At 72.5% G+C, this 24,095-nt stretch carries 22 protein-coding genes; 6 read left to right on the top strand and 16 right to left on the bottom strand.

Annotation, left to right across the window (positions count from 1 at the left end; all coding sequences use genetic code 11):
- Positions 1–569 precede the first annotated feature (569 nt).
- Positions 570–980 (top strand): hypothetical protein, encoded by a 411-nt coding sequence (locus tag ETD85_RS41850; RefSeq protein ID WP_138695386.1) that lies wholly within the window; start codon positions 570–572, stop codon positions 978–980.
- 253 nt (positions 981–1,233) lie between these two features.
- Here ETD85_RS41850 and ETD85_RS41845 read toward each other — a convergent pair whose 3' ends face one another.
- From ETD85_RS41845 to ETD85_RS41815, 7 genes are all read right to left on the bottom strand, one after another.
- Positions 1,234–2,127, bottom strand: a complete 894-nt coding sequence (locus ETD85_RS41845) for a M23 family metallopeptidase (protein ID WP_138695385.1) — start codon at positions 2,125–2,127, stop codon at positions 1,234–1,236.
- Between the two features lie 151 nt (positions 2,128–2,278).
- A complete protein-coding gene (locus ETD85_RS41840; protein ID WP_138695384.1) occupies positions 2,279–3,037 on the bottom strand; it encodes an aldo/keto reductase in 759 nt (252 codons plus the stop codon).
- 22 nt (positions 3,038–3,059) lie between these two features.
- Complete coding sequence (locus ETD85_RS41835; protein ID WP_138695383.1) at positions 3,060–4,094, bottom strand: zinc-binding dehydrogenase; 1,035 nt, start codon at positions 4,092–4,094, stop codon at positions 3,060–3,062.
- Between the two features lie 85 nt (positions 4,095–4,179).
- Complete coding sequence (locus ETD85_RS41830) at positions 4,180–4,845, bottom strand: carboxymuconolactone decarboxylase family protein (RefSeq protein WP_138695382.1); 666 nt, start codon at positions 4,843–4,845, stop codon at positions 4,180–4,182.
- A gap of 83 nt (positions 4,846–4,928) precedes the next feature.
- On the bottom strand, positions 4,929–5,966 hold the full coding sequence (locus ETD85_RS41825) for an alcohol dehydrogenase catalytic domain-containing protein (protein WP_138695381.1): 1,038 nt from the start codon (positions 5,964–5,966) through the stop codon (positions 4,929–4,931).
- A gap of 237 nt (positions 5,967–6,203) precedes the next feature.
- Positions 6,204–7,085 carry a helix-turn-helix transcriptional regulator gene (locus tag ETD85_RS41820; protein ID WP_206059194.1) on the bottom strand — a complete coding sequence of 294 codons (882 nt, stop codon included), beginning with the start codon at positions 7,083–7,085 and terminating at the stop codon, positions 6,204–6,206.
- A gap of 108 nt (positions 7,086–7,193) precedes the next feature.
- Positions 7,194–8,093, bottom strand: coding sequence for a LysR family transcriptional regulator (locus ETD85_RS41815; RefSeq protein WP_138695379.1), 900 nt, complete (start codon positions 8,091–8,093; stop codon positions 7,194–7,196).
- A gap of 88 nt (positions 8,094–8,181) precedes the next feature.
- Between ETD85_RS41815 and ETD85_RS41810 the strand changes: the two genes are divergently transcribed.
- Both ETD85_RS41810 and ETD85_RS41805 read left to right on the top strand, forming a co-directional pair.
- Positions 8,182–9,435, top strand: coding sequence for an MFS transporter (locus ETD85_RS41810; RefSeq protein WP_240779768.1), 1,254 nt, complete (start codon positions 8,182–8,184; stop codon positions 9,433–9,435).
- A 2-nt stretch (positions 9,436–9,437) separates the two neighbouring features.
- Positions 9,438–10,313: an NmrA family NAD(P)-binding protein gene (locus ETD85_RS41805; RefSeq protein WP_138695378.1), complete on the top strand. Its 876-nt coding sequence runs from the start codon at positions 9,438–9,440 to the stop codon at positions 10,311–10,313.
- Between the two features lie 30 nt (positions 10,314–10,343).
- On the opposite strand, the gene ETD85_RS41800 is transcribed toward ETD85_RS41805, so the two are convergent.
- Together ETD85_RS41800 and ETD85_RS41795 are read right to left on the bottom strand one after the other, a co-directional pair.
- Positions 10,344–11,261 carry an SDR family oxidoreductase gene (locus tag ETD85_RS41800; protein WP_138695377.1) on the bottom strand — a complete coding sequence of 306 codons (918 nt, stop codon included), beginning with the start codon at positions 11,259–11,261 and terminating at the stop codon, positions 10,344–10,346.
- A gap of 43 nt (positions 11,262–11,304) precedes the next feature.
- Positions 11,305–12,201: a hypothetical protein gene (locus ETD85_RS41795; RefSeq protein WP_206059191.1), complete on the bottom strand. Its 897-nt coding sequence runs from the start codon at positions 12,199–12,201 to the stop codon at positions 11,305–11,307.
- Positions 12,202–12,391: 190 nt separating this feature from the next.
- Here ETD85_RS41795 and ETD85_RS41790 point away from each other — a divergent pair, with 190 nt between their 5' ends.
- A complete protein-coding gene (locus tag ETD85_RS41790; protein WP_138695375.1) occupies positions 12,392–13,345 on the top strand; it encodes a TetR/AcrR family transcriptional regulator C-terminal domain-containing protein in 954 nt (317 codons plus the stop codon).
- Here ETD85_RS41790 and ETD85_RS41785 read toward each other — a convergent pair.
- Entirely contained in the window at positions 13,340–14,692 is a 1,353-nt protein-coding gene (locus ETD85_RS41785) for an MFS transporter (protein WP_138695374.1), read from the bottom strand. The genes ETD85_RS41790 and ETD85_RS41785 overlap by 6 nt on opposite strands.
- Before the next feature lie 146 nt (positions 14,693–14,838).
- On the opposite strand from ETD85_RS41785, the gene ETD85_RS41780 reads away from it, so the two are divergent.
- A complete protein-coding gene (locus ETD85_RS41780; RefSeq protein WP_138695373.1) occupies positions 14,839–17,736 on the top strand; it encodes an ATP-binding protein in 2,898 nt (965 codons plus the stop codon).
- 402 nt (positions 17,737–18,138) lie between these two features.
- On the top strand, positions 18,139–19,056 hold the full coding sequence (locus tag ETD85_RS41775) for a CE1 family esterase (protein ID WP_138695372.1): 918 nt from the start codon (positions 18,139–18,141) through the stop codon (positions 19,054–19,056).
- A gap of 19 nt (positions 19,057–19,075) precedes the next feature.
- Here ETD85_RS41775 and ETD85_RS41770 read toward each other — a convergent pair whose 3' ends face one another.
- The 6 genes from ETD85_RS41770 to ETD85_RS41750 form a co-directional block, all read right to left on the bottom strand.
- Positions 19,076–20,455, bottom strand: a complete 1,380-nt coding sequence (locus ETD85_RS41770) for an MFS transporter (protein ID WP_138695371.1) — start codon at positions 20,453–20,455, stop codon at positions 19,076–19,078.
- Positions 20,456–20,543: 88 nt separating this feature from the next.
- The gene (locus tag ETD85_RS67670; protein ID WP_379507314.1) at positions 20,544–20,609 is read right to left on the bottom strand and encodes a hypothetical protein; all 66 of its coding nucleotides are present in this window, start codon (positions 20,607–20,609) and stop codon (positions 20,544–20,546) included.
- Positions 20,581–21,036 carry an FAD-dependent monooxygenase gene (locus ETD85_RS41765; protein WP_206059190.1) on the bottom strand — a complete coding sequence of 152 codons (456 nt, stop codon included), beginning with the start codon at positions 21,034–21,036 and terminating at the stop codon, positions 20,581–20,583. The genes ETD85_RS67670 and ETD85_RS41765 overlap by 29 nt, the downstream gene beginning before the upstream one ends.
- 308 nt (positions 21,037–21,344) lie before the next feature.
- Complete coding sequence (locus ETD85_RS41760; protein WP_138695370.1) at positions 21,345–22,007, bottom strand: hypothetical protein; 663 nt, start codon at positions 22,005–22,007, stop codon at positions 21,345–21,347.
- 33 nt (positions 22,008–22,040) lie between these two features.
- A complete protein-coding gene (locus ETD85_RS41755; RefSeq protein ID WP_138695369.1) occupies positions 22,041–23,120 on the bottom strand; it encodes a DNA polymerase III subunit beta family protein in 1,080 nt (359 codons plus the stop codon).
- A 62-nt stretch (positions 23,121–23,182) separates the two neighbouring features.
- The coding region (locus ETD85_RS41750) for an aldo/keto reductase (RefSeq protein WP_240779767.1) at positions 23,183–24,095 on the bottom strand (913 nt) is incomplete at its 5' end.

Below are 24,095 nucleotides of genomic sequence, written 5' to 3'. Positions count from 1 at the left end.
CGTGACGGGGTTATCAGCGAAGTCGTGTCACTAGGGCTTTCCACCGTTTCCACCAGGCCAGAACGCGCTGACCTGCGGGTTCAGACCCGAACATGCCCTGGATCACGGATTAGCTGCGGAACGCGGGTGAATCAACCCAGCACAAACTCCGGCGCATACGCCGTCACACTCCGAACCACAACGAGAGGACACCCGCAAGGAGTGTCAGACGTCGCTCCACCCCACCCGGCAGGGTTCTGACTCGTGCGGCTCTGGAGCACTGACCAAACGGGCAAAGCGTAACTTTTGCAAGATCACTCTACAAGAGTTGCTTTGTAGATCAAATAAGTACGGAACGTCACGTACCGGATAAAACGCCCGGCCCTGGAGCCATGACGGGCGGCCGGAGATCCGTCGGCACTGCTGTGCACCCTGTTGTTAATGGGACATGCGGGTTTTGACGGGTTGTTTGGGTTTAGGGAGGTAACTGAGAGTATCGGTATGGGTACGTCTGCTTCCGTCTGGGTGCCCCACAGAAAGCGTGGGCGCCGGATTCTGGCCGACACATCCATGAACGGAAACGAGAGCACGTGAATACTCAGATTCGCCGTGGCCGGCTCGCGGCACTAGCCATGACCGGCGCGGTCGCCAGTGTCATGTTCCTTCCCCTGGGTCTGGGGGTGGCCTACGCGAGCGCGGGCTTCTCCACCGTCCAGGCCGGGGGCCCGCCGGAGCAGGTCCACCACGTCACGAAGCCTAGGTACGTCCCGAGGGAGAAGCCGATCCTGCGTAACCCGCACTGGCGTCCCCCGAACATCGACGTCTTCGTCCACAACCGCAACGACTCGCACAACAAGAAGCGCTTCGACCGGCACCACGAGGTCGTCAGGCCCAACCCGGTCAAGCCCACCCCGGTCAAGCCCGAGCCGGTCAAGCCCGAGCCCATCGAGCCGGACAAGCACGACGACGGTGACTGGTGGTGGCCGGAGGACGTGAGCTGAGCTGCGCACGGAACGCTCGGACGCGTTCAACGTGGGTGGCGAACCCGCATCCGTGCTGCTGCTCCGCCTCAGGCGGCGAGTGAGAGACCGCCGTCGCCGGTGTAGCTGACCGCCTGGGAGGCGGGGTTGTGAGGGCCGCTTCTTGTCGGGAGACGGGGCGGCCCTTCCTCATTGAGTCATCGAGCCGCCGCACGCGACCCGCCCCCGCCCCCGCGCCGTCAGCGGCGCGGGGGCGGGGGCTCGGCTCTTCTTGCTAGCCGCAGTGTTCGAAGGGGCTGGTGTACGAGCTGCTCCCGACGGAGCCGCCCCACTTGACGCATTGCCCGGCCGCGGATCGGATGACCGGCCCGGCGTAGTAGCCGAAGCTGCCTGAGTTCGTCGTCCTGCTCGAGCCCTGCGGTTCGAGGAAGGCCGACATCGACGACGCCGTGCCGACGTTCGACGTCTTCAGCGTCACGACGCAGTTGTTGCCGTTGCCCGAGTTGTAGAGCAGGTAGGCGCGACCGCCGGTGAGGGCCGCCGAGTCGATGACCCCGTAACCGCTGCCGCAGACCTCTTCGGCCGTGTAGGGGTTGCTGCCGCAGGAGTTGGTGCTGGTCACGGCCTTCTTCTGGCCCAGGGAGACGGTCACGCCGTCCACCGTGGGGCTGGTGTCCACCGCTCCGGTGGAGGTCCGCTGCTCGTAGTGCAGGTGCGGCGCGTTGGAGCCGCCCGTGGAGCCGACCGTGCCGATGACGGTGCCCTGCCCGACGCTCAACGAGCCGCCGGCCGCCTTCACCATGGTCGCGAGGTGGGCGTAGCGGGTTCTGGTGCCGTCACCGTGCCGGACCTCCACCCACTGGCCGTAGCTCGTGTCTCCCGCGTTGTAGAAGTACGCGGTGCCCGAGGCGGTGGCCCGCACGGTTTCACCGTCGATGTCATCGCCGCCGTAGTCCTGCCAGTCGATGGAGCCCGACGGGCTGTGATCAGGCGTCCAGTTGTTGGCGTAGAAGGTCTTTCCGCAGTTGAACGGGCTCTTGTGGGAGGTGGCCAGGGTCTCGGTGGCGCCTGCGGAGGCGGCCTGGGGGAACAGCGCCGCCGCGAGGGCGACTGACAGGGCAAGGGTGGCGGATCTGAGGGCCGTCGGCCGAACCGGTCTTCCGGTCATGGGCATGCTCACCTCGTGAACGGGGGGTGGAGGGAAGCGGGTTGATCATGAAGATAACTCCGAAAGTTCTCTTCATCAATGCCTGGTGACGCGAAAGTTTTCGGCTTTGCGAGGGGCGGCGGGCCGGCGCGGCTCGCCGCCCCCGCCGGCCTCAGCGCTCGATCATCTGCATCTGCTCCTCGTTGTGGTGCTCGCCGGCGGCCGGGGGCAGGTTGTCGAGCTTGGCGATCTGCTCGGCGGTCAGCTCGACGTCGTCGGCGGCGACGTTCTCCTCCACGCGCGAGACCCGCTTGGTGCCGGGGATGGGGGCGATGTGCTCGCCCTTGGCCAGCAGCCAGGCCAGCGCGACCTGCGCCGGGGTGCGGCCGGCTTCGGTGGAGTACTCCGACTGCACGGCGGTGACCGGATGCACGGCGTGGGCGCGGCGGATGGTCTCCGGCCCGGCCTCGGACAGGCCGATGTGGCGGATCTTGCCCTGCCGCACCAGCTCGGCCAGGGCGCCGACGGTGTCCTCGATGGGGGTGTCCGGGTCGACGCGGTGCTGGTAGTACAGGTCGATGTAGTCGGTGCCCAGGCGCTTGAGCGAGCCTTCGACGGCGGTGCGGAGGTTGGCCGGGCTGCTGTCGAGGTGTCCTGGGCCGCCCTTCGCGTGCGAGATCATGCCGAACTTGGTCGCCACGACGACCTGCTCGCGGCGGCCCCGCAGGGCGCGGGCGACGAGCTCCTCGTTGAGGTACGGGCCGTAGATCTCGGCGGTGTCGAGGAAGGTTACGCCCAGCTCCAGCGCCCGGTGGATGGTGCGGACGGACTCGGCGTCGTCGCTGCCGGCGCCGGTGTAGCCGAAGGACATGCCCATCGTGCCGAGCCCGATGCGCGAGACGTCGAGATCCCGCAGTGTGGTGTGCTTCATGATCACCTTTCGGGGGTGAGTGTCAGGGTTGGATGAGGACTTTCAGCGCGGTGCGGTCGTTCATCGCGCGGTAGCCGTCGGGCACCTGGTCCAGCCCCACGGTGCGGTCGAAGACCCGGCCGGGCTCCAAGGTGCCGTCCAGGACCTCCGGCAGCAGCTCCTCGATGTAGGCGCGGGCCGGGGCGACGCCGCCGGTGAGGGTGAGGTTGCGCATGAACTCCCCGAAACCCATCGGCACCTGCTCGTACTGGGGCGCGCCGACCCGGCTGACGGTGCCGCCGTCGCGGACCACGGCGAACGCGGTCCGGACGGCCTGCTCGGTGCCGACGCACTCCAGCACGGCGCGGGTGCCGTCGCCGCCGGTGAGCTCCCGTACGCGGTCGATGCCTTCCTGGTCGCGTTCGGGGACGATGTCGGTGGCGCCGAAGTCGCGGCCCAGGTCGGTACGCACCTTGTGCCGGCCCATGAGGATGATCCGGTCGGCGCCTAGCCTGTGCGCGGCCAGCACCGCCATCAGCCCGACCGCGCCGTCACCGATCACCGTCACCGACGTGCCGGGGCCGACTTCGGCGGTGACCGCGCAGTGGTGCCCCGTAGGGAAGACGTCCGACAGGGTGAGCAGGGACGCCAGCAGGGACGAGTGCTCGCCCACGGGCAGCTTGACCAGCGTGCCCTGTGCCTGCGGGACGCGGACCGCCTCGCCCTGGCCGCCGTCCACCCCTTCGGCGCCCCACTGGCCGCCGTGCCGGCAGGAGGTCTGCAGGCCCTCACGGCAGAAGTCGCAGGTGTTGTCCGCCCAGACGAACGGCGCCACCACGACGTCGCCGCGCCGCAGCCCGGACACCTCCGAGCCGAGGTCCTCCACGACGCCGAGAAACTCGTGCCCGATCCGGTCGCCCTGCTCGGTGGCCGGGCGGGACTTGTACGGCCACAGGTCGCTGCCGCACACGCACGAGCGCAGCACGCGTACGAGTGCGTCGGTGGGTTCCCGCAGCACCGGGTCGGGCACGTCCTCCACGCGTACGTCGCCGGCGCCGTAGATCAAGGTCGCGCGCATGAGCCTTCCCATCGTCGAGAGTCGTCGTCGGACCTACCCGCGGCCGGTCGAGGCCCGGTGAGCGGCACGCCTGTCAGCGGTAAATTCACCGAGCCGGGCTCACCTCGTCGAGCGCGCGCAGGCCGTTGAGCGTGCGCGGATAGCCGATGAACGGGATGAGCTGGGTCAGCACCCCGATCAGCCGGGCGCGGTCGTTGCCGACGTTGAGATTGGCCGCGACGTGCCCCTTGACCTGGGGATCGCAGCCGCCGAGCGCGACGAGCACGGCGAAGGTCAGCAGCTCGCGCGTCGGCACGTCGAGGCCGTCGCGGGTGAGATGGTCGCCGAAGCAGTTGGCCGACAGGTAGCGCTGGATGTGCTGCTCGTCCTCGGGCGCGGAGGCGTACAGCGCCTCGACCCGCTCGTCGCCGGCGATCCGCTTCTGCACCGCGAGGCCCTGCTCGTACCGGGTCTCGGGGGTGGTGGTGGACTGGCCGGGCAGCGGCAGCTCGACGCCGCGCTCGGCCAGCACGTCGTTGGTGGCGTGCAGGAAGTCGAAGACCCGGTACTCGCCCACCGCCTGGCAGGCGATCAGGGCGGCGAGCTGGACCATGAGCCGGGTCCGGGCATCCAGGCTCCCGTGGCGCAGGACCTCGTCGAAGGCGAAGTTGTCGAAGCACTCGACGAGCTCGGGATCGGTCCGCGCGAGCGTGGAGACGTGCCCGGGAAAGAGCTCTTCGTGGGTGCGGCGGGCCGCGTCACTGATGGGCATGGGTGCTCCTTGTTCGGGACTGAGGGGCGGCGCCCCCGGCGGCGCGGAGCTCCGTGCTCGCGTCCGCGGGGGCGAGGGCTGGGTCAGGGCTGGATGAGGACTTTCAGCGCGGTCCGGTCGTCCATGGCGCGGTAGCCGTCGGGCACCCGCTCCAGGCCGACGGCGCGGTCGAACACGCGGCCCGGCTCGACCGTGCCGTCCAGCACGCCGGGCAGGAGCTCGTCGATGTAGGCGCGCACCGGGGCGGGGCCGCCGGTCAGCGTGATGTTGGGGCCGAACAGGCTGCCGAAGCCGACCGGGGCGTCCTCGTACTGCGGCACGCCGACCCGGCTGATCACGCCGCCGGGGCGGACGATCCCGGCCGCCGTCTCGTAGGCGTCCAGGTAGCCGACGGCCTCCAGCACCGCGTGGACGCCCTGCCCGCGGGTCAGCTCCCGCACCTTGTCGATGCCTTCGGCGCCGCGCTCGGGGACGACGTCGGTGGCGCCGAAGTCGATGCCGAGCTTGGTGCGCTCGTCGTGGCGGCCCATCAGGATGATCCGCTCCGCGCCGAGCCGCCTGGCCGACAGCACCGCCATCAGCCCGACCGCGCCGTCCCCGATGACCGCCACCGTGGTACGCGCGTTCACGCGGGCCTGCCTGGCGGCGTGGTGGCCGGTGCCGTACACGTCGGCCAGGGTCAGCAGCGACGGCAGCAGCGCCGAGTCCTCCCCGACGGGCAGCCTGACCAGCGTGCCCTGCGCCTGCGGCACGCGGATCGCCTCCGCCTGGGCGCCCCCGACGTCGCCGCGGGCCCAGAAACCGCCGTTGAGGCAGGAGGTGTGCAGGCCCTCGCGGCAGAAGTCGCACGTGTTGTCGGAGTAGGCGAACGGCGACACCACCAGATCGCCACGCTTGAGCCCGGACACCTGTGAGCCGAGTTCCTCGACGACGCCGAGGAACTCGTGCCCCATCGGCGTGCCCTGCTCCGAAGCCGGCAGGGAGTGGTAAGGATGCAGGTCGCTGCCGCAGACGCACGAGCGCACGATGCGTACGATCGCGTCGGTGGGCTGCTGGATCGCCGGATCGGGCGCGTTCTCCACGCGCACGTCGCCGGCACCGTACATGAAGGTTGCTCGCATCAGAGTCTCCGTGTCTCGTGTTCGATCCCGGGCCCGCCCGCGGCCGATCGATCGGCGCGCCTGGGCCAGGCCCGCAGCAGGTAAATCAGATCCGCCCTGCCGCCGCCAGGGGACGGGCATCGGCGCGTTCTTCCTGCTCATCTCCATCAAACGCGCATGCGGGGCCGGGCGGCAGGGCCTGCCGTTACAGGTAATGGCAGAACCCCCCAGCGGACCCGGCCGGCCGGTGACGCGGGGTCAGCCCTGGTCGGGGGCCGGTTGCTCCGCCTCGGCGAGGTCCTGGGTCGCCGCCCAGCTGGCGAGCATCTTGAGGCCGTCGGCGGCGGGGCTGCCAGGGGCCGCGGTGTAGACGTTGAGGAACAGGCCGGGCTCCGACGGCAGCTCCATCGACTCGAAGTCCAGGTCGAGCCGGCCGACGACGGGGTGGCACAGCCGTTTCCGGCCGCTGCGGTGGAACTGCACGTCGTGGGAGGCCCAGCGCTGCCGGAAGATCTCGCTCTGCGTCGAGAGCTCGCCGACCAGCTCGATCAGCGCGCGGTCGTGCGGGTTGCGGCCGGCTTCGAGCCGGAGCATGGCGGCGGCGTCGCCGGCGATCCGGTCCCAGTCGACGAAGAACTCGCGGGCGGCCGGATCGAGGTAGACGAACCGGGTGGTGTTCGCCGGGCGGCGGGGGTCGGCGAGGACGGGGGTGTAGAGGGCGCGGGCGAGCCGGTTCATGGCGACGATGTCGTGGCGGCCGTTGCGCACCCAGGCAGGCGCGTCGGTGATGGCGTCGAGCACCTGCTGGATCGTCGGCCGCACGCTGGCCGGCGGCGTGCGGCGCCGTCGTGGCGCCGGCCCGGCGGCCCTGGCCAGGGTGAACAGGTGCTCCCGCTCGGCCTCGTCCAGCTGCAGGGCGCGGGCCAGGGCGTCCAGCACGCTGTCGGAGGCGCCGGCGAGGTTCCCCCGCTCCATGCGGACGTAGTAGTCGATGGAGACGCCCGCGAGCATCGCCACCTCCTCCCGCCGCAGTCCCTTGACGCGGCGGTTGCCGCCGTAGACGGGCAGCCCCGCCTGCTCCGGGGTGAGGCGCGCCCGCCGCGAGCTGAGGAACTCGCGGACCTCGGCGCGGTGGTCGATCTGGCCCATGACCCCAGGGTATGCAAGTCCGCGCTGGTGAAGGAGGTAAGGCCAGTACCCCGGATGGGCGGGGAGCGGACACCGGCTGAGGCCGGGGCCCGCGCGGAGTCACGAGTCCGGCGATCCGGGGGAGTCCGCGGCTGAGACGCCGAGGGCGGCCAGGAACGCCGCGGCGACGGGGGACGGTGCGAAGCGGCTCCAGATCAGGTGCTCCACGCGGGCGGGCGCGTCGCGCAGCCGGAGCACGGGCAGGTCGGGGAGCTCGGGCACGAAGGCGGCGGGCAGCAGCCCGATGCCCAGGCCCTGCCGGATCAGGCGGGCGATGAAGTCCACGGTCGTCACCTCGAAGGCGACCTCGCGCCGGACTCCGGCCGCCGCGAACGCCTCGTCCGTCTGGGCCCGCGCGGCGGTGCCCGGCGGGAAGTCCACGAACGGCTCGTCCGACAGCTCGCGCAGGTCCACGCGGCCCTTGCCGGCCAGTGGATGATCGGGCGCGACCATGGCGACGAGGTCGCCGCGCGCCAGCTCGCGGCCCCGGACGCCCTTGGGGCGCGCGCCCACCGGCAGCCCCAGGAAGGCGACGTCCAGGGTGCCCTGCCGGACCCGTTCGGTCAGCTCCTCGCTCGCGCCCGAGCGCAGGCTGATCCGCACCTGCCGATGCCGCTGGTGGAACTGTTTCAGCGCGGCCGGCAGATCGATCGCCGCGACGGTGGGGATGGCGCCGATGGCGAGCCGGCCGCGGATCTCGCCGGCCGCGGCCGACACCTCTGCACGGGCTCGCTCGGCGGCGTCGAGAGCCTGGCGGGCCGCGGGGAGGAACGCCTCGCCCGCGGGGGTCAGCCGGACGCGGCGGCTGGTGCGGTCGAACAGCCTGGCGCCCAGCTCGCGTTCGAGCCGGGCGATCTGGTGGCTCAGCGCGGACTGGACGACCAGGCACTGCTCGGCGGCGCGGGTGAAGTTGCTCGTCTCCGCGACGGCGACGACGTAGCGCATCTGCTGGAGCTCCATGGATCAATCGTGATGCACGATCGATCCGATGACAAACATGCGTTGGACTCATTGATGGGCTGTCACCCAGGCTGAGCACATGACAGCGATGAGACCTCACGCAGAGGGCGGCCTGTCGCGCGGGCTGCTCCTGCTCATGTCGGTGGCGACCGGGCTGGCCGTGGCGGGCAACTACTTCGCGCAGCCGTTGCTCGACCTGATCGGCCGGGAGCTGGGGGTCGGGCCGTCGGCGGCGGCGCTGGTGGTGACGGCCGCGCAGGGCGGGTACGCGCTGGGGCTGATCCTGCTGGTGCCGCTCGGCGACCTGGTGGAGCGCCGGCGGCTGGCCATGTGCCTCTACGCGGCGACCGCGGTGTTCCTGCTGGTGTCGGCCACCGCCGTCAACGGCACGGTGCTCCTGGCCGGCACCGCCCTGACCGCGCTGACCTCGGTGGGAGCGCAGGTCGTCGTGCCGTTCGCGGCGACGCTGGCGGCCCCGGCCGAGCGCGGCCGGGTGGTCGGCACGGTGATGACCGGGCTGATGCTCGGCCTGCTGCTGGCACGCACCGCGTCCGGTGCGCTGTCGGAGCTGGGTGGGTGGCGGACGGTCTACTGGGTGAACGCGCTCCTGATGGTGCTGATGGCCGTGCTGCTGCGGGTCTGCCTGCCCCGGCTCGGCGGGGACGGCGAACGCCGCTCCTACCTCGGCTTGCTGCGCTCGACGGTGGCGATGTTCCGGTACGAGCCGTTGCTGCGGTGGCGGTCGGGCATCGCCGCGTTGAGCCTCGCCTCGTTCAGCGTGTTGTGGACGGCGTTGACCTTCCTGCTGGCCGGGTCGCCGTACGAGTGGTCGGAGTCGGCCATCGGCCTGTTCGGGCTGGCCGGAGCCGTGGGTGCGCTGACCGCCATGGTGGCGGGGCGACTGGCCGATCGCGGCTTCGTCCAGATCGTGACCGGCGCGGGAACCGTCCTGCTGACGGCGTCCTGGCTGGCGCTCGCGGCGGGAGCGCGCTCGCTGATCTGGCTGCTCGTCGGCGTCATCGTGCTGGACCTGGCCCATCAGGCGGTGCTCAACAGCAGCCAGAACGTCCTCTACGCGCTGCGGCCGGAGGCCCGCAACCGGATCAACTCCGCCTTCATGACCGCCCTGTTCGTCGGCGGCGCGGCGGGATCCGCGCTGGCCTCGGCGGTCTGGGCGCTCGGCGGCTGGAGCGGCGTGTGCGTCCTGGGCGCCACGCTCTCGGCCGGGACCCTCGTCCTCTGGGGCCTGGAGCGCGTCACCACCGGCCGGGCCGCGGGCAAGTCCTCGAACACCTCGGCCCGCGACCTGGGCCGCATCCCCGCCACTACCGAAGGAGAATGACCGTGTCACGTACCGTGCTGATCACCGGAGCCACCGGAACGGTGTCCACCGCAGTGCTGAACGCGCTGGAAGGGGCCGATGTGCGCGTCCGCGCCCTCGTCCGCGACGGGTCCGGGGCGGACGGCCTGCGCGCCGAGGTCTTCGTCGGCGACCTCGACGACGCCCGGTCGCTGCCGCCCGCCTTCGAGGGCGTGCAGGACGTGTGGCTGCTCACCCCGAACGGCCCGCGCGCCCCGGAGCACAGCATGAACGCCGTGTGGGCGGCCCGCCAGGCCGGGGTGGAGCGCATCGTGCGCCTGTCCGTCGTCGGAGCGGCACACGACGCGCCGAACCGCAGCGGCCGGCTGCACGCGCTGTCCGACCGGGAGATCGAGCAGTGCGGCCTGCGCTGGACGATCCTGCGCCCGCACTGGTTCATGCAGAACCTGCTGAACGAGGCGGGCGACATCGCCGCCACCGGCACGTTCTCGCTGAACATGGCCTCGGCCCGGATCGGCATGATCGACGTACGCGACATCGCCGAGTGCGCCGCCCGCGTGCTCCTCGACGACCCTGATCGCCACCACGGCGAGACCTACACCATGACCGGGCCGCGCTCGCTGACGTTCGACGAGGTCGCGGGCCAGTTGGGGCGCGCTCTCGGCCGCTCGGTCACCTACCTGCCGGTCGGCGACGGCGCCAGGAGCAAGACCCTGCTCGGCTACGGGGTCCCGCGATGGATCGTCGACATGCTGGAGGAGTACGCGCGGGCGTACGTCTCCGGTTGGGGGGACTTCACCACCGGCACGGTCGCCGGCCTGCTCGGCCGCCCTCCGCGCGACCTCGCCGACTTCGTCCGCGACCACGCCGCGGCGTTCACCTCGGCCGGCGGCCGCTGAGAGCGGGACCCGCCCCGCGCCCTTGAGCGGTCAGTCCAGGTCGGCCCAGCTGTCGGGCCGGCTGCCGTCGATGTCGGTGAACCCGTACTCGCGTGCCAGCCGGGCCGAGGTGACCGACTGCTGGTTCCACCTCCGCCGATCAGGATCCGCGGCCAGCGCCGCGACGGCGCGTCCGACGTAGCGGGGCGACTCGGAGGAGGCGAATCCCGGCGGCGCGCCGTCCCCGCCGGGCCGCAGGGCCTCGCGCCAGTCGTCCTCGGTCACCCCGTAGTTGTCGAGCATCATCTCCGAACGCAGCCAGCCAGGGGTGATCGCGACCGCCGTGGCGTCGTGGGGGCTCAGCTCGTGGCCCTGGGAGAAGGCCAGGCGGTTCACGGCGACCTTGGCCAGGTCGTAGAACACCGAGATCCGGTAGTGGCCGGCGTTGTAGGCGGCGGTGCCGTCGGTCACCTCGACGAGCAGGCCGCCGGGCCGGTCGATGAGCAGCGGGAGGAGGTGGTGGGAGGTGATCAGGTGAGTGGTGACGCCCAGTCGCAGGATCCGAAGGCCCGCGTCGAGATCGTGCTCCCAGATCGGGGTGTTCCAGTCGGCCGGGCCGCCCTTGAGGACTTCGGCGCCCCAGACGTTGTTGACCAGCACGTCGATGTGGCCGTGCTCGCCGCGGATGCGGTCGGCCAGGTGCCGGACCTCGTCGGAGCGCAGGTGATCGGTCCGGATCGGGATGCCGGTGCCGCCGAGGCTCGTGACGAGGCCGGCGGTCTCCTCGATCGTCTCCGGGCGGTCGTAGTCGGACGCGCTGTTGCCCGTGGCGGTGCTCCGGCCCGTGCAGATGACGGTGGCGCCGGCCTCGCCGAGGGCCGCGGCGATGCCGCGCCCGGCTCCTCTGGTGGCCCCGGCGACCACGGCGACCCGGCCGCGCAGGGCGTCCCGGTCCGGCAACCAGCTCATCCGCCCAAGCTATCGATCCGCGCCGCCGTCGTGAACCACCCGATCACGGTACGGCCTGCCGTCGGCGGGCCGCCGAGATGGCCAGGGCCGCCGCCAGCAGGGTGCCGACGGCCGTCGCCGCGAGCACGATCCACGTGGCGGCGTCGGGGTGGACCAGCGACTGACCGCGCATCGCCTGCCACGTCGTGAGGGCGAACAGCGCGGTGTAACCCAGGATGACGATCCCGATCAGCTGAGCGCGCACGCGTTCGCGGCGCAGCCAGGGCACCCGGGCCGCGAGGGCGGTGAGAACCAGCGCCGCGAGCACGAACACCTGGATGGAGTGCAGGCCGACGAAGTGCGGGACGCGCAGGTCGCCGCCCACGGTGCTCCAGTTCGTGACCGGCATGCCGTAGCCGTCCGGCGCCCCCACCCCGTGCTGCCCCACCAGCGAGACCGGGTTTCCGTAGGCGTCCTCGACCGTCCGGGGCCCGGTCGTGGCCCACCCGCGGATGAAGGACGCCAGCGCCATGCCGGCGACGGACAGCCCGATCCCGGCACGAAGGGCCCAGGTGAGCGCCGTGTCGCCGACCCGCTGGAACAGCAGCATGACGGCGATGAGCAGGCTCGCCCCGAACAGCCCGACCACGCCCGTGGAGAAGATCACTTGCCCGATCTGATTGAACGTGTCGGTGTTGACGTTGAAATGGCTGTAGGTGCCGCGGGCGGCCTGCACGACGATGAAGCCGACGTCGATCAGCCCGGTGACGGCGAACGCCGTTCCGAGGGTCCACATCGTGCGCCGCGCCCGGCGCAGCTTCGGCAGCAGCCAGGCGAGGGTGGCGGCGTAGATGACGAACGACACCCCGAACTTCAGCGGCTTCGCCCAGATCGACTGGTGCATGAGCTCGCGGCCGTCGGCGAGGAGGCCGAAGCCCGCGACGAGGACGAGCGCGGACATCGCGGCCACCATGATCATCAATGGCCGGTGCGAGCTCGCGCGACTCTCGGCCTTTGTTGCGTACGGCGTATCTAATGTCATGCGTACATCGTATTTGGCGCGGGCGTTTAGGCGGGTTTGTCGCGCTGTTTAGGCTGATAAAGTGTACTAATGTTGGGGAAATTGAACTAGTACACTTATCGGAGGGGTCATGCCGGACGAGCCGCCGTACCGGAGGATCGTCGCGGAGCTCCGCGCCCGGATCCTGGACGGAGACCTGCGGCCCGGCGATCGGATGCCGTCCATCCGGCAGGTCGCCCAGCGATGGGGCGTCGCGGTCGCGACCGCGACCAGGGTGATGGCCGCGCTCCGCGACGAGGGGCTGGTCGAAGCGCGGGTCGGCGCCGGCACGGTGGTCAGCGCTCGCACCGCCGGCCGGTCGCGGCCGCTTGGCCCGGCCACGGCCCCGAGGCCCCAGCGGGCCGGCGGCCCGAGGCAGGCGCTGAGCCGCGACCACGTTCTCCGCGCCGCCATCGCGATCGCCGACGCCGAGGGGCTCGACGCCGTGTCCATGCGGCGGCTCGCGGCCGAGCTCGGCGCCGGGCCGATGTCGCTGTACCGGCACGTGGCCACCAAGGACGAGCTGGTGACGCAGATGGTCGACGAGGTCTTCGGTGAACCGGAGCTGCCCACCCCCGGGCCGGACGGGTGGCGGGCCAAGCTGGAGCTGATCTCCCGCGAGCAGTGGGAGCTGTCGCGGCGGCACCTCTGGCTGGCCAGGGCCGTCTCCTTCACGCGCCCGTTGCTCGTGCCCAACATGATGGCCCACACCGAGTGGACCCTGCGGGCACTCGACGGGCTCGGGCTGCCCATGGAGACGTGCATCCAAGAGGCGCTCACGCTGCACGGGCTGGTCGTCACCGTTGCCCTGACCATGGCCGAGGAGGCCGAGGCGGAGCAGGAGACCGGGGTGACGCTCACCCGATGGTGGCTGGCGCAGCGCGACCGGGCCGGCGAGCTCCTCGCCGGCGGACGATTTCCGCTGCTGGCCACCGTCGCCGGGCAGACGGTGTCGGACCTGGACGGGCTCTTCGAGTACAGCCTGGCCCGCCATCTCGACGGTTTCGCCGCCCTGCTGGAGGGACGATCCCGAACGCGGTCATGAGACGCGCCGCCCGCGCCGGGCGTGCCACAGGACGGCTGCGACCGACACGCCCAGTGCGATCGTGAGCAGGGCGGAGATCAGCAGGGTGGGCCGGCCGCCCATCGCGGTGACGACCGGGCCGCCCAGCAGCGTGCCCAGCGCGGTCGATGGAATGGTCAGCGCGCTGCGGGCGGCGAGCACGCGGCTCAGCGCCTGCGGGGGAGTGCTGCGCTGGAACAGCGCCGTGCAGATGGCGGTGAACGGGCCGTAGATCAGGCCGCCGACCGCGAGCCCGGCCAGTCCGGGCGCGACGGCGTCGGTCAGCCCGAGTGGCAGCAGGGCGGCGCCCCAGCCGATGATGATGCCCACCACCACCCGCCAGGGCGGCCGATTCCGGAGCAGCGCCGCCCCGGCGAGGCCGCCGGCCGTCGCCCCGATGCCGAACACGGTCCAGTACAGCCCCAGCAGATCGGGCGAGCCGTGCAGCTCGTGCGCGACATGGACCGGCAGGGCCACCTCGACCGGGCCGTAGAGGAAGAAGAACGCGCAGGTGACCAGGATCAACCCGAGCAGGCGCGGCCGGTCGAGAATGGTGCGCCAGGCACCGGCCTCGGGCACCACCCCGCCGTCGGCAGACTCTCCGCTCTCGGCAGACTCTCCGCTCTCGGCAGACTCCCTGCTCTCGGCAGACTCCCCGCCGAGGGTGGCCACCCTGCCGGCGGCGACTGTTTCGCCGGCGGCGGCCGGGCGGGTGGAGATCGACCAGCCGGCCGCCGCCAGGACCGCGAAGCTCGCCGCGTCCACCCCGATGACCCATCCCGGCCCGATCAGGGCGGTCAGCCCGCCGGCCAGGGCCGGGCCGACCACGTACGCCGCCTGGGTGAACGTGGACAGCAGCGCGTTGCCGGTCACCCGATCCTCCTCCGGCAGCAGCTCGGCGATGAGCGTGTACGCCCCGGCGCTTCCCCACGCGTGCAACAGCGAGGAGAGCGCCAGCAGCGCCACGTACACGACCGGGTCCAGCAGCCCCGCCACTGCCAGCAGCGCGACCGAGCCCAGCCCGACCGCCCTCAGCGTGGCGTCCGCCGCCACCAGCCGCGCGGCGCGCAGCCGCCGCATCAGCCGGGCGAGCAGGGCCGCGCCGAGCGGGGCCGGCAGCGCGTACGCCGCAACCGCCAGCCCGGTCCAGACGCCCGCCTGGCCGGACGGCGAGATCTGGACCGCGAGCCAGGCCACCGCGACCACGCTCATGCCGTCGCCCAGGGCGGAGACCAGCATCCCGGGCAGGACCCGGCGCAGCACCGGGTGGCTCAGCAGCCGTCCATAGGGTCCGACCCAGGATCGTGTAGCGGACCGTGGTTGATTCATCCTGCGTGCTCCGTCACCTGTAACCGATCTGCCAGTGGATTGAGCATCGCCGGACGGCCCCAATGGCCGCATCAGTGCCGGCCACGGAAAGCACCACGGAACCCGGCACGGAGGCGAAACGCGGTGAGGTGCATGAGAATGAGGCCATGGCGGACACGGCGGAGATCTCGGCTCGGGAAGCCGAGGTGCTGGAGCTCGTCGGGGAGCATCTCAGCAACGCCGAGATCGGGGCGCGGCTGTTCATCTCGGTGCGGACGGTGGAGAGTCACGTCTCCTCGCTGCTGCGCAAGCTGGAGGTGCCGGATCGGCGGGCGCTCGCCCATCGCGCCGGGGAGCCGGCCCGCGCCGGGCGGTCCCACCCGGCAGCGGTCCTGCCGGCCCCGCTGACCTCGTTCGTCGGCCGGGTGAGCGAGCGGGCCGAGCTGGCCGAGCTGATCAAGACACACCGGCAGGTGACCGCGGTCGGCCCCGGCGGGGTCGGCAAGACCCGGCTCGCGTCGGCGGTGGCCGCGCAAGCCGCCGGCGAGTACGCCGACGGGGTGTGGTTCGTCGATCTGGTCCCGATCACCGACCCGGGCATGGTCGCGACCGCGGTCGCCAGGGCGCTCGGCCTCGGCGAGCAGCCCGGCCGCGGCATGGACGAGTCGGTGGTGGCCGCGCTGGCCGACCGGCACGCCTTGCTGGTGCTGGACAACTGCGAGCAGGTACGTGACGGGGTGGCGCCCTTCCTCGAACGGCTGCTCGCGACATGCCCCCGGCTGACGGTGCTGGCGACCAGCCGGGCCCGGCTGATGGTGCCGTTCGAACGGGTCTACCCGGTCCCGTCGCTCTCGCTGGCCGGCGAGGGCGAGGGCGAGGGCGAGGGCGAGTCGGACGCGGTCGCGCTGTTCATGGACCGGGCGGCGGCGGTGGGCCGGCCGCCGGATCCGGCACTGCGCGACCAGATCGCCTCGGTGTGCGCGCGACTGGACGGTGTGGCGCTGGCGATCGAGCTGGCCGCCGCCCGGTATCCCACGCTCGGGATGGACGGTCTCACCACGGCCCTGTCCCACCCGCTCCGGATGCTGACCGGTGGCTCGCGGGCCGACGAGCGGCACCGCTCGGTGCGGGCGGCGCTGGACTGGAGCCACGCCTTGCTGGAGCCGGACGACCGGGCGCTGCTGCGCCGGGTGTCGGTGTTCGTGGCACCGTTCACCGCCGCGGCGGCGGCGCAGGTGGTCGGGTCTGTAGGCGGCGCGGCGGTGGCCGGGTCTGGGGATGGCGCGGCGGTGACCAGGCCCGGAGACGGTACGGCGGTGGCCGGGGCGGACGAGGGCTTGGTCGCCGAGGGGCTGGCCCGGCTCGCGGAGCAGAGTCTGCTCGCGGTGACGGCGTCCGCGAGCGGGACCGAGTACCGGGCGCTGGAGACCATCCGCCAGTACGGGATGGAGCGGCTCGCCGAGACCGGTGAGCTGGCCGGCGCCCGATCCCGGCACCTTCGCTGGTGCCTGGCCAAGGCCGCCGAGCTGGCGGTGGTGGGGGAGGACTGGCGGGCCCGGTTCGACCTGGTGGCCGACGACCTCCGCGCGGCCCTGGCGTGGGCGGCCGACCAGCCGGAGCAGCGCGCGGACGCGTACCGTCTCGCCCGGCGCCTGGCGGAGCTGACCTTCACCCGCAACCTGACCGGCGAGTCCCAGCAGCGCTACGAGCAGGCGGCCACGCTCGCCGACGACCCCGCCGCCACGGCCTCGCTGTTCCGGCACGCCGCGGGCGTGGCGGGATGCCGGATGCGCGGTGACGACATGTACCGCCTCCACCGCGCGGCGGCGTCCGCTGCCCGCCGTGCGGGGGACGCCGCCGGCGCCGCCTGCGACCTGGCAGCCGCGGCCACCGGCACGTACCGGTTCTGGAGCAGGTTCGTCCGCATCCCGCCGCGGGAGGAGGTGGTCGCGCTCATCACCGAGGCACAGGAGCTGGCCGGCGACGACCCGGCCGCCCTGGCCGCGGTGGCGCTGGCCGAGGCCGGCGTGCTCGCCGACGCGTTCGGCGCCGCCCAGGGCCCGTCCGGCAACGCCGTGCCGGAGACGGTCGCGCGGGCCTCCCGTGCGGTCGAGCTCGCGGACCGCACGGGCGATCCGCTCGCCGAGTCCGCCGCGCTCGACGCGCTCACCGGGGCTCAGAGCTGGGCCGGTGACACGTTCGCCGCCGCGGCCACGGCGCGGCGCCGGATCGCGCTGCTCGGGTCCACGCCGGACACGCCGGCCGGCAACCACGAGCTGATCGACGCGCTCGCCCAGGCCGCGCAGGCCGGCCTCGGCGCGGGGGACCTGACGGGCGGGCGGCGGTGGGCACGGCGACTCGTTGATCATCCGCTGCTGGCGGAGGCGGGCGATCGGGCCACGACCTGGCTGCTGGTGGCCGACGTGCTGGCGGGCAACGTCGAGGAGGTGCTCACCGGGAGCGTGCGCTTCCTCGAAGCGTGGCAGCGGGGCGGCAGCTCCAGGTCGGGCCTCGGGCCGGCGGTGGCCGGTGTGGCGATGATCCACGGCCTGCGCGACGACCGCGCCGCCCGGCGCGAATGGCAGGCGGTCCTTGACCAGCTCGGCAGCCCACCGGGGCTCATCTACGGCTACGGGGCGGTCTTCGACGCGCTGGGCCTGCTCCACCACGGGCGCGCGCGACAGGCGCTGGAGCGGTTGGCGCCCGAGCCTGGCGAGGTGTGGAAGTGGGTCACCTGGATCTGGCTCCACTGGTACGTGGCGCTGCGCGCGGAGGCCACCGTGCTCGCCGGGGACCATACCGGGGCCAAGGACCGCCTGGCCGCCGCCCGGGCCGTCGTGGCCGGCAACCCGGTGGCCAGCGCCATGGTGGAGCGGGCCGAGGCGCTGCTCGACGGGGACCGGGAGCGGCTGCTCGCCACGGCGGACGCGTTCGACGCCGCCGGCTGCCGCTACCAGTCGGCGCGGTCGCTGGTGCTGGCCGGCGGCGACCACGCCGAACGGGGCGCGGCCACACTCGCCACACTCGGCCTCACCCCAATGGCCCCGCCCCGGCACCCGTCCTGACCCCTAGGGCAGGCTGTGAGGGGTGCGCGTCCGGCAGGCTATGAGGGGCCGCCCGGCCGCCAGATCGTGAGGGGTCGCGCCTCTGTCAGGTGCTGTGGTGTCGCGCCTCCGCCAGGTCGTGAGGGGTCTCGTCTCCGGCAGGTGTTGAGGGCCGTGCCTTCGCCAGGTGCTGGGGGCCTCGTCCCCACCAGCTCGTGAGGGGCCGCGCCTTCGCCAGGTCCTGGAGGGCTTCGCCTCCGGCAAGTCCCGGAGAGCCCTCGTTTCGATAAGCCTCGAAGGGGTTTACCCTGGTGAGCCTCGAAGGGGCTCGCCGGAGTGATCCACTTCGAGCCACCTCGCCGAACGCATGCGCTGGGAGCCAGGGCGGCTCGGTGGGGTTTCGGCGAGTGGCAGAGTGGGCGCATGGCGAGCGAAAGCCCCGTGGTGCCCGGTGAGCTGACGGTGGGCGGGCGGGTGCGCGGCTTCACGATCCGGCTGCCCCGGGCGGCACAGGACGGAGGGCCGAGGCCGCTGGTCGTGGTGCTGCACGGCAACCATCCCGAGGAGGGGGCCGGCAGCCGGATGATGCGTGAGTGGACCACCTTCGACGACCAGGCGGACGCCCGGGGGTGGGTGATCGCCTACCCCGACGGTCACGGCGGGTGCTGGGCGGACGGCCGTGGTGTCACCACCGCCGAGGCGGCCGGGGTGGACGACGTCGCCTTTCTGCGTGCACTGATCGACCACGTGGCCAGTCGGCACGGCACCTGGCTCGACCGGACCATGGTGGCGGGCGTTTCCAACGGCGCCTTCATGGCCCACCGGCTGGCGCTGGCGGCCGGCGATCAGGTGGCCGTGCTGGCGGCCGTCGCGGGAGGGCTGCCGGCCGCGTTGCGGGAGGTGCGTCCGGAGTATGCCATTTCGGCGCTGCTCATGCACGGTACGGCCGACCGGCTCACGCCGATCGAGGGTGGCTACTCCCGCCGCCGGGGCCCGAACGGCGAGCTGCGCGGCCGTACGCTGTCGCTCCAGGAGACGGCGGAGCACTGGCGGGCGATCGACCGGTGCCCGCCGGGCCCGGGCCGCACGCTGGACACCGAGTCGTCCAGCCGGCTGACGGTCGACGGCGGCGTCGGCGGCACCCGGGTCGCGGCCTGGACGATCATCGGCGGCGGCCACACTTGGCCGGGCTCACGCGTACCCGCTGGAGGGCGCGTACCCGCTGAAGGGGGCCAGTCCGCTGGAGGGGGTGAGCCGGACACCGGGGAGTTCGACGCGGCTGAGGAGGTCTGTCGGTTTGCCGCTCCGCTCCTGATACCTGCCGCCGACCGGCGCCTCTGAGCAGCGGAAACGGTGGGCGTCACCCCAGGACGGGCTCGGTGGCCCGGGGCTTGGTCGCAGGGGCGGGCCGTACCAGGGCGGTGAGGACGAGCGCGACTACGGTCGCGGCGGCGGCGCCGACGACGCAGACGATGAACCCGGTCCTCAGGTCGCGGGTCGTCCCGAGGAGCGGGCCGAAGGTGGCGATGCCGATGGCGGCGCCGAGCTGGCGGGAGGTGTTGAACGCGGCCGACGCCGCACCGTGCAGCGCCGGCGCGACGGCGGTGATGGACTGCGAGGTCATCGTCGGCACCAGCAGGCCCGCGCTGAACCCGGCCGGCATCAGCGCGATGACCAGGGGCCAGAGCGCGGATGAAGTGCCGGCCCACGCGACGGCGAGGAGCGTGACGGCCAGGGTCGCCTGGCCGATCGCGAGGACGGCGCGACGGCCGAGGCGTTGCGCCAGCGGTGCCGCGCACAGGCTGCCGACCGAGATCAGCCCGGTCAGCGGAAGGAACAGCAGCCCGCTGGCCAGCGCGCTGAGCCCGCGGCCTTGCTGGAGCATCAAGCTCAGCGCGAACAGCAGCCCATAGAACGCGAAGTTGAACAGCGCCCCTTGAGCGGCGGCGCTGACGAACCCGCGGTCGGCATAGATCCCCACCGGAAGCAGGGGCGCTCGTGCCGAGCGTTCGGCCGCGACGAAACCGGCGGCCCCGGCGACGGCCAGCCCCGCCGCGGTGAGGACCGCGGGGCTGGTCCAGCCCTGGGCCGGGGCTTCGATGATCGCGAACACCAGGCCCCCGATCAGCAGAGTCGCCGTGCCCATGCCGGCGACATCGAGGCGACGGTCCTTACGCGGCACCGCGGGCATCGAGCGGAGGCTCCAGACGACGGCCGGGATGCCGATCACCCTGTTGACCGCGAAGACGGCCCGCCAGTCCGCCAGCGAGACGAGCGCGCCGCCGAGCAGCGGCCCGGCTGCCATGCCCACGCCCCCGGCCGCGGCCCACCAACCCACCAGCCGGTGCCGGGCACGGTCGTCGCTTGCTGTCGCCGTGGCCAGGACCAGGGCGCTGGGCAGCAGCAGGGCCGAGCCCGCACCCTGCGCCAGCCGCGCGAGGTTGAGCAGCAGCATGGACCCGGCCACCGCGCAGACGGCGGAGGACGCCGTGAACACGAGCAGGCCGGTGACGAAGGCGCGCTTCGCTCCGAGGGTGTCGGTGAACGCTCCGGCGCCCAGCATCACCGCCGCGAAGGAGAGCGTGTAGGCGTTGACGGCCCACTCCAGCTCCGGTTGTGACGCGTGCAGATGCGAGGCCAGCTGCGGGAGCGTGAGCGTCACGATCGTGCCGTCGACGAAGACCATGAAGGCCGCGACCAGCGCGAGCGCCACGACACCACGCCGGTGTTCGATGTGCATGGAACGACTTTAACAGTCTTCGATGGTCGTCGAACACGTGCCAGGCTTGCGGCGCGGACGTCACGCCCGTGGTGATCGGGCCCCGAGGTCAGGACCAGGTGGTCAGGGCTTCCTCCAGCGCCACTTCAGGGGTGTCGCCCGCCCAGGCGACGATGCCGTCGGGCCGGACCAGCAGGCCCTCGAAGTCGCGGGCGTCCATCGGCTTGGCCGCCAGCACCCGGTACGCGCGGGTCCTCGGCCAGGCCGAGCCCGAGATCCAGCAGCAGGCCCCGCCCCTCGTGCAGGTGGTCACCGAGGCGGGTGCCGTCGGCCGGCTCCAGGGCGGGGGCGCTGCGGCCGATCAGCGGGTGGTCGCCCGGGAGGTCGTACCGGAAGGGCGAGTGCACGTGTACCGCGTCGCCGGCCAGCAGCACCCGGCCGAGGCGGTAGTCGGTGACCTGGCGGGCGCTGTCGGTGAAGCGGGTGGCGGTCCGTATCCCGGTGATCGTGACGTTCACTCTGGAGACGGTGCGCAGGCCGGCCTGTAGCTCTTCCGCGGTGACCGGGGTGGTGCGCTCCTCCGGAGGTCCGTCGCACTCCACGGTGAGGATCCGTCCGGGGTGGGCCCGTTGGCGTAGATGCTGGTGCAGGGGAGACGGCCGCCGAGGTGCTGGACGAGCCCATCACTGCCGTCGGCGCCGCGTTCGACGCTCTGGAGCGGGCCTTTCCACCCGCTGAGCAAGTTCCTTTCGCTGGCTGAGCGGGGCTTTTCTGCCGGCTGGGCGAGGGCTTTCCACCGGCTGGGCGAGGGGTTTCCGCCGACCGGGCGAGGCTTTCCGTCGGCGGAGGTGAGCCGTCGCCGGTTCGGGCGGCTGAGAGCTCTTGGCCGGGTGGTGGCCGGGGGGACGGGTCAGGTGGTCGGGGCGGTGCTGGTCAGCTTGCTGATGGCCGTGCTGAGCAGGTGCTGTTCGTCCGCCGGTAGCCATCGGGCGGCGTGGAGCATGTGCAGGGCCGTGGTGAGCCGTACCTGATCGGCCTCCGTCCCGAGATCCGTGAGGTAGGCGGGCAGCGTCAGGCCCAGGGCCTTGAGGTCGCCGCGTTCGCGGAACTTGGTGAACAGAGCCGTCAGGAGGTCGTCGGCGACCCGTGGCCGGGCCGCCCCGGTGGATCGCAGTCCCTCGGCGATCGCCACCCGGGCCCAGTCGGCGTACTGCCCGGGTGGCACGTCGTCGATGCGGGTGGCGGCCAGTTCGAAGTGCTCGCGTGCCTTCTCGGGCTCGTCGAGATCTCCGTACGCCTTGGCCATGTTCAGGTGCAGTGAGGCGTAGAAGCCCTTGACCCGGTCGTCGCCGACCAGATCCGCGCGGTTCAGGCACTCCTGGTTCCAGTGCAAGGTCTGCTGGGGTGTGGACTGGTGCCGTGCGAGGTAGTGGGCGGCGACGCACGCCTCGTAGTCATCGCCGGCGCTCTCCCATGCCTGCCGGAAGAGGCTGCCGGCATCGGTGTCCCGGCCTTCGGCCTCGGCCTGCATGCCCTGGGCGCACAGCCTGACGACGGGAGTGCTGGGGTCCATGGTGTCGCTCTCTCTCGATGGGTGGGTGACGCGTCACTCGTCGGCCGGGGTGTCGTGGACCGGCATGACGAGAGAGGTGAAGCTGCCCTGGTCGGCGGATCGGACGACCACGGGCTCGATCGGCGACGAGATCTCCAGCAGCACGTCGGGGCCGACGCCCGAATCGAGCGCCTGGAGCAGGACGCCCGGATCGAAGGCGATGCGCACCGGCGGCCCCGTGCAGACCGCGGCCGGCGTGGCGGTGGGCGCGCCGCGCGAGACCAGGGTGAGCTGCTGCTCGTCGGTCCGCAGGGTGAGCGGCCCGTCGTGCCCGGCGGCGGCGGTGGCCGCGCGAAGGGCGGCCCGGTCGGCGATGATCCGGTGCCGAGTGGCAGGCAGGCCGTCCAGGACCATCCGGTAGTCCGGGAACGTCGCGTCCACGGCCGGCAGGTCACGGGTGGCGCCGGCGCCGTGCAGCCGCCCGCCCTGCTGGTCCACCTCGATGCTGATGTCCGGTTCGCGTAGGGCCCAGGACGCGAGGTCCGCCAGCTCCGAGACGCCGACCAGGAGACGACACGGGTCGCCCTCGGCGGAGGAGGGCCGTAGCGCGCGGACCGCCAGACGGTAGCGGTCCGTGGCCACGAGCCGGACCTCCTGGCGGTCGAGTTCGATCAGGACGCAACCGAGCGCCGGGAACTCCTCCCGCGCGGGACCGGTCGCCACCGCCGGGGCGACCTGGCGTACGGCGCTGGCCAGCTCCGCTCCGCCGAGCCGCGCCGTGGCTCGGCGCGCACCGCCCGGCAGGTCGCGCAGGACCTCCTCGATCGCCGACTGGGCCGACTCCGCCGCCTCCCGGGCCCTTCTGGCATGCGCTTCAAGCACGGCGCGGGCTTCCGCGCGGGTGCCGTCGAGGACCACGGTGGCGTCGGTGAGCGGCATCCCGGCCTCACGCAGCCGCCGCACCAGGACCGCGCGGGCTTCCTGGCCGGGGGAGTAGTAGCGGTAGCCGGTCGCGTCATCCACGGAGGCGGGACGCAGCACGTCGCAGTCGTCGTAGAACCGCAGGGCGCTCGGAGCCAGCCCCACCCGGCGGGCGAAGGCGCCGATGCTCATCAACCCGTCGTTGTCGTCCATGCAGGCGATTGTGGGGCCTCAAGCAGCTTGAAGGTCAAACCGCTCTCGCTCCCCACACCGGGTCACCCGAGCTCGATGTCTCCCGGTCGCGTCGGTACGGCGTCCAGCTCGGCGAGCGTCGCGTCGTCGAACACGATCGCTCCCGCGGCGAGGTTCTCGTGAAGGTGCTCGGTGTTCGCGGTGCCCGGGATGAGGTGGACGTTCGGGGCGTGCTGGAGCAGCCAGGCGAGGCCGACCTGCGAGGGGGTGCTGCCCAGGGACCGCGCCGCGGCCACGACGGCCGGCTCGGCGGTCACCTTCGGCAGGCCGGGGAAGGCGCCTCCGAGCGGGAAGAACGGCACCCAGGCGATGTTCTCGGCGGCGCAGAGATCGAGGAGGGCCTCGTCGTCGCGTGCCACGAGGCTGTAGGCGTTCTGTACGCAGACGATTCCTGCCGGGAGCCCTCTGCGCAGGCCGTCCAGGGTCACGCTGCTGAGCCCGATCGCGCCGATCTTGCCCTCGTCGCGCATCTCGATCATGACGGCGAGCTGGTCGTCGAGATCGACGACCTGGTCCCCCTCGGCGCGCAGGCCGGGCCCGGCGTCGGGGCGGCGCAGGTTCACCAGCGGGATCTGGTCGAGGCCGAGGCTCGTGAGGTTGTCCTCGACGCCGGCCCGCAGCTCTTCGGGCCGCTGCGCGAGACGGAGCGGGATCGGCCCGCCGGGGTTGGCGGCGGCCCCGACCTTGCTGACGACGAGGACATCGTCGTCGGGGCGGAGCGCCTCACGGATGACGTCGTTGACGAAGCCGTCGCCGTAGAACTGGGCCGTGTCGATGTGGTCCACGCCGAGCTCGACCGCGTGCCGCAGGATCGCCACGGCCGCGGCGCGGTCGCCGTCCTCGCGCAGTTGCATCGCGCCGTAGCCGATGCGGGAGACGGTGCGGCCGGCGAGCAGGCCGGGGCCTCCTGGGCGGGCGGCGCGGGCGGCGTGGGCG

Source organism: Nonomuraea zeae (assembly GCF_005889725.1).
Lineage (GTDB): Bacteria > Actinomycetota > Actinomycetes > Streptosporangiales > Streptosporangiaceae > Nonomuraea > Nonomuraea zeae.
The sequence above is the reverse complement of the archived record's forward strand: the minus strand, read 5'-3'. Positions and strand labels throughout refer to the sequence as shown.